Raw genomic sequence first — 11,762 nt, forward strand, 5'->3', positions numbered from 1 at the left:
ACTTATGCCGAGGTGCGGATGAAGAAAATGTTGTGCGTCTTCCCGTTCGGCATCAGCATGAAACCGCGCAGCGCCGGTACGTAGCGGAAGCGGTTATGCACCCCGGCGCCCGTGGTCGCGGGTGGCATGACGGGACTGGCCAGCTCGAACATGCTCATATCCCAGGTGTTGCCCCCATTCGGCTTGATCACGTAGATGCGTCCCGCACCAGCGCCCTGGCCGCAGTAGAACAGGAAGCGGTCGTTGGCCGGGTCGTAATCCATGCCGGCATAGGTCGGCTTGTCGGCCTTGAAGCTCTCCAGCGCCGCACTCGGATTGAAGGTCACCGAGATCTGCACCGAGCCATCGACCGGCACGCGCGACGCGAACACGCCGAGCGCCCCGTAACCCATGCCGTCGGCCCAGTTCAGCGAGAACAGCTGGTTGCGCAGCGAGTCGTGCGCGATCGGCCAGCGGATGGTGTCGCTGGTGCGCTGCGTGATCGGCTGGCTCCAGGTGCGGGTGGCGGCCGAAAAGCGCGCCAGTCCCGTGCTCCACGTGTCGCCGGTGGCGCGGATCGATACCGCGCCGAGGTGGCCGGCCGGCGCGTCGGCCCAGGTGCCGGCGGGGTCCCAGCTACTGGTCTCGAGGTCGAAACCGTCGACCTTGTTGAAGAAGTGCGCATTGCCGTAGGCGCCGCGCACCCCGAACATCATCAGCCGGTTCAGCTGCGGCACGAAATGCACGGTGCTGTACAGGTGGCGCGAGGTCGGTTTGCCGTCGGCGTAGTAAGCCACGTCGATCGCGGTGGCCGAGGACTGGCCATGGCGCAGCTGCCAGCTTGGTGCATTGTCGGTCAGGCGCAGCGACACCACCCGGTTGTCGGCCGAATCGAGGTGGCCGCCGGCGCCGGCAATCAGAATCTCGTTGGTGCGTTCGTTGAAGGCGATGCCGCTATAGGCATGCGCCGCCGCCCCGCCCGCGCCCGCGGTGCCGGCGATTTCGATCCACTCGCCCAGCCCCTTGCCGGAGAACCAGATCGGATCGCCCGTCTGCGGCGTGCTTGGCACCGGCAGCGGCTGGACCGGCGTGTAGTGCGCCGGTTTCACGCCCCATACCGGCTTGGTGTCGAACGCGGCGCGCAAGGTGCCCCAGTTGGTGGCGCGCGTCATGCGCTCGTAGGCTTCGCGCGCGCCCGGCACGCCGTGGCGCACCGCGTAGGCAATCGCCGGCACCAGGTTGCCCCACAAGGCACGCTCGCCCGGCATGTATTCGCCGGCCAGGGTGCCTTCGACCTTGCCCAGCCAGACTGGCGGCTTGGCATAGGTTGCGCTGTACACCTCGGCCTCGGAGCTGTACCAGGGACCGGCGCCGGTATCGTAATCGGGCTTGGCGACGGGCGAAATGACCATCGTGTACGGCACCGCGTTGATGTACCAGAAGCCATCCTTGGTGCCGAGCCGGCCGATGGCGCTGCGCGCCTTCCAGGCAAAGAAGGCGCCCAGCTTGGTGCTGGCCGCGCCCGAAATGGGCAAGCCCAGCGAGACCGAATAGCCGAAGGCCGCGGTCACGAAATCCTGCTGCCATGGCGAGGCCACGCGGATGGTGCCGTCGTAGCCTTCGCCCGGCTTGATCCAGCCGAACGGGTTGTTTGGCTGGGCCACGTAGCGCCCGTGGAAGTGCTCGATATTGGCTTCGACCGAGGCGATGAATTCGGCGCGCAGGGCGCTATCGTCGTCGGGGGTGACGCACAGGGCTTGCACGCGCGCGCGCCAGTCCCACGCGCAGCTGCGGGTCTGCCAGGCGGCGACGGCGGTCTGCACCAGGCCCTTGCTGCCGGTGCGCAGCGCGGCGTTGTCGCCATTGCCAAGGTAGTTGGCGGTGGCGGCGAACTGCACCTGCTCCATGAAGTAGAAACGGCCCGTGGCCAGGTAGGCCGCAAAGCCGACCGAGGGGCTGTGCGCCACGTCCCAGGTGGGCGGATTGCCGCCCGTGGCCACCGGGGTGTACTGGCCGTTGGTGGAGCCGCCGGTATCCTTGAAGCCATGGCCGCTGCGGATATTCAGGGTCGGGTAGCTGGAAAAGCGCAGCGGACGGTTGGTGCTCTCGTCGCGGTAGTGCAGGCCATAGCGCCCGGCCGAAAAGCCATTGCGCACCACGGCGGCATACGCGGCCGGCACGTCCGCCACGAGGAACAGCACGTCGTGCTGCGGCAGCAGGCCGATCGGGTCCTGGTAGCCGGACGACGCCATGCTGTCGCCGTCGTAGATGAAATTGCCCGCCTGAAGCGGCGTGTAGCTCGCTACCAGGGCCTTGACGGCGGCCGATTCGGCGCTCAGGCGCGCCTGGTACGAGGGCACCAGTTCGCTCGCCTGCAGGTAGGCCGCATCCTGGCGCGGCACCACGCCAGGGTCGGCGCCGCTCCAGTACGACAGGGCGCTGCCGCTGATCAGCGGGGTGCGCTGGTGGTGTTTCAGGTCGATGGCGGCCGACATGCGCGCGCTGCCATTGAGGGAGAAGGTGTACGTGGCGGCCTTGTTCGAGGGCGCGGCCACGCGCAGGTAACCGTTCTCGATCCACGGCAGCACTTCGAGCGCGCCGCTGGCCCACATGCGCACTTCGAGCCAGGCCACCAGGTGCGGGTCGCTGCCGACCGGCTTGCGGTAGATCCAGGACGACATCAGCGGACCGCTGACCCAGACCTTGAACGGGCTGTCCCAGTCGGCGCCCTGCCAGCTGGCGGTGCCGAACGCGCCGCAGCCTACTTCGGCGACGGCGCCGCTGGTGCGCAGGCGCGCCGTGTCGATCACGGCATCGCCCGCGCTGGAGGCGACCACGCCTAAGTTGATCGTGGTGCCGGCCGCCGTGGGCAGGCTGGCCTGGCCCGACAACAGCGCGAACTTGACCGAACCGTCCGGCCACAGGTTCTTGACATTGATCTGCAAGGCGCCCTTGTCCGAGCCGATCGAACGGCTGGCCGGCAAGTCGCCGCGGCGGAAGGCAAAGCCCAGGCAAAACGGCACGGAAGTCTGGCCGGTGGTGCTGATGACACTGAAGCGGGCGTTGGCGATGGGCGTGCCCGGTTCCGGCGTGGCCGGCGTGGATGGGTCGAACGGGCTGGTCGATGGCGTTTGCACGCCGCTGGCGGCGGTCGAGGTGGGCGCGGCGGCGGCCCCATTGCCGCCGCCACCGCCGCCACCGCAAGCGCTAAGCGCGCCGGAAGCAACGAGCATCGTTGAGCGTCGGAGGAAAATACGGCGTTGCAGATCGGTCATAATGGTTTCTTCGTAATAACAATGAAAAAATAGCTATTAACGCGGCGTCGCTCGTTTTTTAAACAACCCCAATAGCGCGGCGATGATATCGTTTGTTGCGGCATGGAAACGACATTCTACCTGCATATTTGTTGAACACGAAATGACCGTTCACAAACAAAACGCCAAATATCAATATAAATTTTCGTAGGATGATTAAATGGCAATAGACGCATTATTGCCGGGATGGAATAAGAATGAAGCTCTGCTCAATATTACCTGCGGATAAACTCGATAAGCGATCTGACATTATCAGGCGGGCTGGCCGCATATTAACAGGCGCGGTCGGTATTTATAAAATATTAATATCACGCGCTGCCGGCGGGCGCCCAGCGCGCGTTCAGGAAGCGGCGCGCGGGGCCCTCGACCAGATAGTAGGAGGCCATGCCGAGCGCTGCCGCGCCGGCCAGCGCGAGCGGCAGTGGCAGCGCCTTTTTCAGGCAGGCCGCATAAAACGGTTGCTGCCAGAGGTACAGCGAAAACGACCACAAACCCAGCTGGCGCAGGGGGCGCAGCGAAAATAGTGCCTGCAGCGGCGCGACGGCATGCGGCAGCAGGTTGACCGCCAGCGCGAACGCGGCCACCCCGACGACCTGGGCGAGCGCGGGCGGCACCGACCACCAGTGCAGCACCACGCCGCCGCCGAGCAGCAGCGGAACCACCACGCTATTCGTGCGCGGCACCCCGCGCCGGTGAAACAGCACGCAAAAGAAAGCCGATATGACAATGCCGTAGGCCGCCGTTTCGGTATGCAGCATGTGCGCATACAGTTCCGGTCCGGGCGGATAAACACGCTGATACAAGATAATCATCGCCGCGCACGCCGCCGCCAGCAGCAGGAGGATCGCCAACGGGGTGCGGCGCCCGGCCCGCACCGCAATCGCCACCAGCGACAGCGCGATATAACTGTGTTCCTCGACCGACAAGGACCAGATATGGCCGAATTGGACCGCGCTGCTTAGTACGTAATTATTAAAGAAAAACAACGGTGGTAATATCTCTGACAACGCAATCGGCAAACCGAGCGCCAGCCATGCGAGCGAGGTGAGAAGCATGAACGCCAAGTGGGCCGGCATAATGCGCGAAATACGGCGCCGGTAAAAATGGCCGATTGCCACCTTGTCGATAAACAATAGCCGCGCCATCAGCATTCCGGACAGCACGAAAAACAGGCTCACGCCGACCCGTCCCAGGTTAATCCCCGGCAGCGGCATGAAGTGCCCGACCAGCAGCAGGCCGATGGCCATGCCGCGCCAGCCGTCCAGCGCCGGCACGTAGGCCGGGTGAGCAGCGTGCGCGGTCATGCGCCGGCCGCCGCGCGGCGCGCCTGGACGAGGGCCAGGAACTCGCGGTACAGGGGATGGCGGAAAGCCCACAGCAGCAGCGGCCAGGCCAGGCAGGTGGCGCCGGCGCAGGTAAAGAAGGCCGCGTGTCCGAGCGCCTGGCCGGCGGGACGCAGCCAGGTGACCAGCGCCAGCGCCGGTGCGAGACTGAGGACGGCGAGCGCCAGGTTCATGCCCACGTTGCGCAGCAGCGCGCCAAAGTCGGTCGGCAGGCAGCGCTGCTTGAGCGCATACCAGTATGGCACGCTGACCACGGCCATGACCATGAAGCCGACCGCGAAATACTGCAGGTTGCGGTAATAGAAAACCACCAGGCACAGGGCGATGGCCTTGACCGGCTGGATCACCAGTTCGGCCGTGGCCACCAGTTTCGAGTGACCGGCCGCCAGCAGCACGGTCGGGGTCAGGTTGATCATGGCGCTGGCGGCACCGGCCAGGCAGAAAAACGGCACCAGCGGCGCCGACTGGTCCCACTGCGGCCCGAACATCAAACGCAGCACTTCGAGCGGGAACAGCGCCGCGAAGCCATAAAAGGTCCAGGCGATGGCGCTCACGTTGGTGACGCTGGCGACGTATTTTTCTTCGAGCGCGTCACCATTGCGCACCGCTTTCGAGAACGCCGGATAGGCCACATTGCGCACCGCCCCCATGAAGTCGCGGTGGAACAGGTTCATCAAGCCCTGCGCGCGGCTGGCGATGGCCACGGCCGAAAAGCCCATGATCTTGCCGACCGCCAGATCGTTGATGTCCATCGTGATCGAGGTGATCACGTTGGCCACCGTCAGCGGCCCGCCGAACTTCATGATCTCGCGCCACTTGGTGAGCGCGGGCCGCAGCAGGCGCGCCGCCGCGCCCACATGCCAGATGCCGGCCGCGATGATCGCGTTGTTCAAGACGGCGCCGCAGGCCAGCGCATATGCGCCCGCGCCCTGCCATGCCATCAGCAAGGTGGCGATGGTCGAGAGCACGGCGGCCGACAGGTTAATCCGCATGACCGCCTTGAAATTGAGTTCGCGGCGCAGCAGCGCCAGGCACACCGAATTGAAGGGCAGGATCAGGAAGTTGAGCGCCACGATGCGGGCGATGGTGGTCAGGCTGTCTTCATGATAGAAGGCGCCGATCAGCGGCGCGCCCAGTTGAATCAGCAGGAACAGGCTGGAACCGAGGATCAGGGCCATGCCCCAGGCGCTGGCGATGTAGTCGCCGGTCAGGTCCTTTTTCTGGATCAGGAAATTGACCAGCCCGAAATCGCGGATCACCTGGGTGACGCTGATGATCGCCAGCGCCACCGAAAACAGGCCCACCTGCTTGGGCGTGAGCAGGCGCGCCAGCAGCACGAAGGACACCAGGTTCAGGGCGATGCCGAGATAACTCTCCAGGAACGAAAACGCCATCGCGCGGCGCACGGTACTCATGCGGCGTTCCGTGGCTGTTGCACGATCGCGTCGAGGGCGAGCGCCAGTTTGCCGGTCAGGCTGGCGCGCGTGTACATGGCCAGTTCGCTCGGAATGCGCGGCGAGAAGATCGACGCCGGGCTGCCTTCGCACAGGCTGGCCAGGATATCGGCCAGCCCCGCCACGTCGCCCGGATCGGCACGGCGCGCGCCGCCCACCTGGGTGAGCGTCTTGGCCACTTCGCTGACCGGCTGCGCCGACGCCAGGATCGGCCGCCCGCTGCCCAGATATTCGAACAGCTTGCCGGGCATGCTGGCGTGCTCGTAGACGCCTTTCGAGACCGGCAGGTACAGGACGCTGGCGCCGGTCATGAGCGCGGTCGCTTCGGCGTGCTGCACGCGCCCGCGTTCCTCGACGATGTCCTCGATGCCGTATTCGCGCGCGGGACCGGGCGCGTAACCGGCCGTCACGATGTGCAGGCGTGCCAGTGTTGGCGCGCCCCGCTCTTTGAGCAGCCGCACCGCCGCGTACAGGTCGTCCGGGCCGTAACCGGGGCGCCATACGCCGGTGTAGACGATGCGAACGTGATCGTCCTTTGGCGCCGGCGCGGCGGCCGGGAAGTCGTCTTCATCGAAGCCGTTGGTAATAAAGAAGCGGTTCTTCGGCAGCAGCTCCTGCGGCAACAGGCCGAGAAACGATTCGGTGGTGGCGATCACGCCGGACGCCGCGCGCAGCACGCGCCGCTCCAGGCCCGGGTTCAGGCGGCGCTGCAGCCAGGTGGTCTTGTCCCACTCCACCTCGGCCGGCTTCCACAAGTCACGGTAATCGACCACGAAGGGCACGCCGGTGCGCCGGCTGACTTTTCCGGCGACCAGGAAAGACGACCACGGCCAGCCGGTGGCGTAGATGGCGTCGAAGGGTTGCGCCGCATGCAGGCGCACGGCATGCTCGACCGCCATGGGAATCCAGCTGGCGCATTCGTCCGGCACGTTCCAGAGACGGCGCACGCGCCACTCGATGGCGCCGGCCAGGCGTTGCGGGTCGATCACGCTGGCGAATCTTGCCGCGATCCTGGGCGCCATGTGGCGGGTCCACAAGGGTGCGCGTTCGATGCGGGTGCCAGTGCGCACTTCGTCCAGCAGCGAAGCGTCGCAATCCTTGGGATCGGGGCTGTCGAGCGTCAGTACGGTCGGGGTCCAGCCATGGTCCGGCAAGTGATTGACGAACTCCAGGCTGCGGCGCGTCCCCGAATTGAAAATCGGTGGATACAAATAGGCGATGACCAGCACTTTCTTCATCGTTCAGCCACGCACTTTGCGATACACGGCCAGGTGACTGGCGAAACTCTCGGACCAGGCGAACTTGCGCACCCACGCGGCTGCGGCGGCGACCATGGGCGCGCGCTGCTCGCCCAGGCTGCCGGCGCGCTCCAAGGCTGAAACCCAGGCATCAAGATCGTGCGGCGGCACCACCATCGCCAGTGGGCCAATCAGCTCTTTCAGGCTACCGAGGGCGCTGAAGATGACCGGCACGCCGGCCGCCTGCGCTTCCAGCGCGGGAAAGCCGAAGCCTTCGTACAGGGTCGGGTACAGCACCGCCTGGGCGCCACGGTACAGGGCGCGCAGTTCGGCGTCGGACAAGAATTCGGCGAAGAGCACGCGGCCCTGCAAATGCGGCGGCAGTTCGGCCATGGCGGTGCGGCGGGCGGCGGCACCGAATCCGCAGATGACCAGTTTCAGGTCTTTCTGGCGGCTGGCGGCGATCACTTCCATCGCCCACTCGGGGCGCTTGCGCTTCATCGGCCCGCCCAAATACACCGCATATGGCGCCGTGCCGATCTGGCGCGCCAGTTCCGCGTGCATCGGACTGTGCTCCTTGGTGAAATAGGCTTCATCGATCCCGTGCGGAATCACCGTCAGCTTCGGTTCCAGCCACGGCCAGCGCGCCAGGATGTCGGTGCGCGAGCATTCGCTGATGGTGATGACATGCGCGCATTTTTTCAGCGCCGCCGGAATCGTATGGTCCCAGTACAGGCGCGCGCCGAGCGTGTCGGGGCGTTCTTCCCAGGCCAGCGTATCGTGCAGGGTGACCACCGTGGGTTTCGGCTGCCACAGCGACAAGGCGCCTTCGGTCGCGTGCAGCAGGTCGATATCGAGATTGCGCAGGCGCAGCGGCAGGCCGAGCTGCTCCCACGCGCGGAAGCGGTCGCCGCGAAAGCTGAACACATCGGTTTCCAGGTTGGCGCCGGGCGGCGTGACCATGCCGTGGCGGTCGTCGTCGCCGAACAGGCGCCAGTGCATCTCGGGATGGTTCTTCGAGTGGCTCAGCAGCTCGTACACGTACTTGCCCATGCCGCGAATGTGTTCGGTATTGAGGCAGCGTGCCACCAGTCCAATGTTCATCATGCTTTTTCCTTTGATGGCGACAGTGCCTTGAGGCCAGTCTTGACCAGCACTTTCCACGCCGGGACGTGGGTGGGGTCGGTGCGCAGCGCGGTCCAGCCGGCGCGCCGCGCCTGGCCCAGGTTGCGCGCTTGCAGATGCGCGCCGGCGAAGTCGCTCCAGCTTTTGGCCAGCATGCGCCGTACCGCCGGCGCGTCGCCCATGCGCCCGTCGGGCGAGGCCAGGCCCCAGCGGCCCAGCGCCTGGCCGATCACGCGCGCGCGGTAGTTTTCTGCCGGCGTGGCCTTGGTGATGCTGGCCGGGTGGATGCGATACAGGGCATAAGGCCGCGCCACGCGCTCAATCGGCGTCACGCGCGAAGCGCGCAGCCACAGGTCGTAGTCTTCGCCGAGGCGCAGGGTGGTGTCGAAGCCGTTCAATTCCGCCAGGAGCGTGCGCTGCATCAGCACCGTGGAGGTCCACACCACGCAGTCGAGCAGCAGCTGCGGATAGATCCAGCCGCTCGCGCCGGCCCAGCGCGCGCTATCCATCGCCTCGTCCTGCAGGCGCGCCAGGTAGTCGGGCGCCGGCTGCGGCACGTCGCTCGGCCACACCTTCCAGGCGGTGTAGCTCATGCGGCAATCGGGCAGCGCCGCCATCCGCGCCAGCTGGGCCGCCAGCTTACCGGGCAGCCAGATATCGTCGGCGTCGATAAAGGCGATCCACTCGCCGCGTGCGGCGGCGATGCCTGCATTGCGCGCGGCCGCCACGCCGGCGTTGGCCTGCTCGACGATGCGCACCGCCGGAAAACCCTTGCGCACCAATGCCACCGAGCCGTCGCGCGAACCATCGTCGACCACGATGATTTCCAGCGCCACGTCCTTTTGCGCCAGCACCGACGCGATGGTCGCGCCGATGTAGCGCTGCGCGTTGTAGCAGGGGATGACGACGGACACCAGCGGCGTGGATGCGTGAGGCATGGCTATTTCCCCAAAATCGCGTTAAAAATGCGCAGCTGGCCGGCAGTGGTGCTGTCCCAGCTGAACTGCTCGGCGTAGCGGCGCGTGTCGTCATGCGCCGGATAATCGGCGCGCAGGGCCTGCACGGCGTCGGCCACGCCCTGGCGGCTGCGTTCCCCCATCAGCACCCCGGCGGCCGGCGCGGCCACCACTTCCGGCGTGCCCCACACGCGGCTGGCCACCACGGGCGTCCCGCAGGCCATCGATTCGAGCAGCACATTGGCCCAGCCTTCGCGGCTCGACGCCAGCACCAGCGCATCGGCCGCGCCGTAGTAGCGCGGCAGCTCGGGCTGCGGCACCGCGCCCAAAAATCGCACGCGCTGCTCGACCTTCAATTCGCGCGCCAGCGCCTGCAAGCGTGGCAGTTCCACGCCGCTGCCGGCGATGAGCAAGGTCACGCCGGGCAGCTGTGGAAGCGCGCCGATGGCCAGGTCGTGGCCCTTGAGTTCAACCAGGTGGCCGACCGACAACAGGGTAAAGCCATCGAGCCCGAGCTCGCGGCGCAAGCCGGCGCGGTCGCCCTGGCGGAAGCGCTGCAAGTCCACGCCGTTGCGCAGCGGCGTGATGCTGGCCGGGTCGGCGCCCAGCTGCACCAGCTCCGTCTTGAGCGCGTCGCACACGGTGATGACGGCGGCGGCGTTGGCGGCGGCCCACTGGATCATCTTGCGCGGTTTGGGAAAGTTCGGAATCAGGCTGATGTCCGAACCGCGCGCGGTGATCACCACCGGCTTGTTGAAATGCTTGCCCAGCTTGACCGCCGCCACGCCATCGGGATAAAAATAGTGGGCGTCGATCAGGTCGAAGTCGTAGCCTTCATCGAGCATGCGGCCGACCGTGGCCCTGGCGGCGTTGGCCAGCAGCGCCGGCGTGAAGTTCATGCCGACCTTGGGAATGACCGGATAGCGCGGGTGCAGCACCGGCAAGCCGAAGCGCTCCTCACTAGCGGGCACGCGCGCAAAGTCGCCGTACTGGCCGAAGCGCTTGGCCGTGAACGGAAACCACGGCACCGGCGCCACCACGCGCGCCTCCACCTGGCCGCTGGCGACCAGGTGGCGCAGGCGCGTCTCGACAAAAATGGCGTGGTTCGGCTTGACCTGGTTGGGAAACAGCGTCGTGAAGGTCAGGATCTTCATTTAAGCGAGCCATACACCGCTTTGTAGCGCGCCACGCTGGCGGTCCAGGTGCGTTCGCGCTCCACAAAAGCGCGGCCGTTGGCGCGCAGCGCGGCCCAGCGTTCCGGTGCGTCCAACAAGGCCAGCACCTTGTGCGCCAGCGCGGCCGGGTCGCCGGCGGCGAACAGGATGCCGGTCTGGCCATCGTCGATCAGTTCGCGGTGGCCGCCCACGTCGGAGGCGGCCAGCAGGCGGCCCTGGGCCATCGCTTCGAGCGGTTTCAATGGCGTCACCAGATCGGTCAGGCGCATTTTCAGGCGCGGATACACCAGCACGTCGACCAGGTTGTAATAGCGCTGCACCTGGTCGTGCGGCACGCGGCCGGTGAACACCACCTGATCGGCCACGCCCAGTTGCCCGGCCAGTGCCTTGAGCGCAGCGTCCTGCGGGCCACCGCCAACGAGCAGCACGCGGATCTCGGGGTTCGCCGCCAGCATGGCCGGCAGCGCGCGCAGCAGCACGTCCAGGCCTTCGTAGGCGTAGAACGAGCCGATGAAGCCGAGCACCGACTTGCCGTCGAGGTGCAGGCGCAAGGCCAGCGTTTCGTCGCGCGCGCCGTCGACGCTGAAGTCGGCCACGTCGACCGCATTCGGGATCACGGTAATTTTTTCGGCCGGGATGCCGCGTCCGACGATTTCGGCGCGCAAGCCTTCGCAGATGGTGGTGGCGGCGTCGACCCGTTTGAGCGCATACGTTTCCAGCGCGCGCGTCATGCGGTAGCGCAGGCCCCATTCGCGGCTGGTGCCGTGATCGACGGCGGCGTCTTCCCAGAAGGCGCGGATTTCATACACCACCGGAATGCCGAGGCGGCGCCCCACGCGCAGCGCGGCAACAGCATTCAAGGCCGGCGAATGCGCGTGCAGCACGTCCGGCTTGACCTCGCGCGCGACGTTGAGCAAGCGGTCTTCCAGCACGTCGATGACGGCGATCTGGTTGAACACCGGCAGGCGCGATAGCGGGCCGCCGGCCGCCGCGGTGCGAAAGAAATCGAGGCCGTCGACGTGTTCGTAGGCGGCCTGGGTCATGCCCTGCTTGGGACTGGTGACGTGAAAGGTATCCCAGCCCAGCGCGCGCTGTTCGTTCAGGATCGCGCGCGTGCGGAAGGTGTAGCCGCTGTGGAGCGGAATGGAGTGGTCCAGCACATGGAGAATGCGCAATGG

8 protein-coding genes are annotated in these 11,762 nt (G+C 66.5%); all 8 read right to left on the reverse strand.

The window, feature by feature from the left end; all coding sequences use genetic code 11:
* Positions 1-2: 2 nt before the first annotated feature.
* The 8 genes from F2P44_RS01535 to F2P44_RS01570 all read right to left on the reverse strand — a co-directional run bounded on the left by F2P44_RS01535 (position 3) and on the right by F2P44_RS01570 (position 11,759).
* Positions 3-3,212, reverse strand: a complete 3,210-nt coding sequence (locus F2P44_RS01535) for a hypothetical protein (RefSeq protein WP_167084374.1) — start codon at positions 3,210-3,212, stop codon at positions 3-5.
* Positions 3,213-3,601: 389 nt separating this feature from the next.
* Complete coding sequence (locus tag F2P44_RS01540) at positions 3,602-4,597, reverse strand: acyltransferase family protein (protein WP_167084376.1); 996 nt, start codon at positions 4,595-4,597, stop codon at positions 3,602-3,604.
* Positions 4,594-6,051, reverse strand: a complete 1,458-nt coding sequence (locus tag F2P44_RS01545; protein WP_167084378.1) for a lipopolysaccharide biosynthesis protein — start codon at positions 6,049-6,051, stop codon at positions 4,594-4,596. Before F2P44_RS01545 ends, F2P44_RS01540 begins: the two co-directional genes overlap by 4 nt.
* Positions 6,048-7,328 carry a glycosyltransferase gene (locus tag F2P44_RS01550; RefSeq protein WP_167084380.1) on the reverse strand — a complete coding sequence of 427 codons (1,281 nt, stop codon included), beginning with the start codon at positions 7,326-7,328 and terminating at the stop codon, positions 6,048-6,050. The genes F2P44_RS01545 and F2P44_RS01550 overlap by 4 nt, the downstream gene beginning before the upstream one ends.
* A gap of 3 nt (positions 7,329-7,331) precedes the next feature.
* Complete coding sequence (locus tag F2P44_RS01555) at positions 7,332-8,435, reverse strand: glycosyltransferase family 4 protein (protein WP_167084381.1); 1,104 nt, start codon at positions 8,433-8,435, stop codon at positions 7,332-7,334.
* The gene (locus F2P44_RS35320; protein WP_167084383.1) at positions 8,432-9,391 is read right to left on the reverse strand and encodes a glycosyltransferase family 2 protein; all 960 of its coding nucleotides are present in this window, start codon (positions 9,389-9,391) and stop codon (positions 8,432-8,434) included. The genes F2P44_RS01555 and F2P44_RS35320 overlap by 4 nt, the downstream gene beginning before the upstream one ends.
* A gap of 2 nt (positions 9,392-9,393) precedes the next feature.
* Positions 9,394-10,563 (reverse strand): glycosyltransferase family 4 protein, encoded by a 1,170-nt coding sequence (locus F2P44_RS01565; protein WP_167084385.1) that lies wholly within the window; start codon positions 10,561-10,563, stop codon positions 9,394-9,396.
* Complete coding sequence (locus F2P44_RS01570; protein WP_167084659.1) at positions 10,560-11,759, reverse strand: TIGR04063 family PEP-CTERM/XrtA system glycosyltransferase; 1,200 nt, start codon at positions 11,757-11,759, stop codon at positions 10,560-10,562. Before F2P44_RS01570 ends, F2P44_RS01565 begins: the two co-directional genes overlap by 4 nt.
* Positions 11,760-11,762: the final 3 nt, after the last annotated feature.

The organism is Massilia frigida (assembly GCF_011682175.1).
Lineage (GTDB): Bacteria > Pseudomonadota > Gammaproteobacteria > Burkholderiales > Burkholderiaceae_D > Telluria_A > Telluria_A frigida.

Coding starts and splice junctions, on each gene's coding strand:
- F2P44_RS01565 (WP_167084385.1), bottom strand. CDS start 10,563: ATGAAGATCCTGACCTTCACGACGCTGTTTCCCAACCAGGTCAAGCCG.
- F2P44_RS01555 (WP_167084381.1), bottom strand. CDS start 8,435: ATGATGAACATTGGACTGGTGGCACGCTGCCTCAATACCGAACACATT.
- F2P44_RS35320 (WP_167084383.1), bottom strand. CDS start 9,391: ATGCCTCACGCATCCACGCCGCTGGTGTCCGTCGTCATCCCCTGCTAC.
- F2P44_RS01540 (WP_167084376.1), bottom strand. CDS start 4,597: ATGACCGCGCACGCTGCTCACCCGGCCTACGTGCCGGCGCTGGACGGC.
- F2P44_RS01535 (WP_167084374.1), bottom strand. CDS start 3,212: ATGCTCGTTGCTTCCGGCGCGCTTAGCGCTTGCGGTGGCGGCGGTGGC.
- F2P44_RS01545 (WP_167084378.1), bottom strand. CDS start 6,051: ATGAGTACCGTGCGCCGCGCGATGGCGTTTTCGTTCCTGGAGAGTTAT.
- F2P44_RS01550 (WP_167084380.1), bottom strand. CDS start 7,328: ATGAAGAAAGTGCTGGTCATCGCCTATTTGTATCCACCGATTTTCAAT.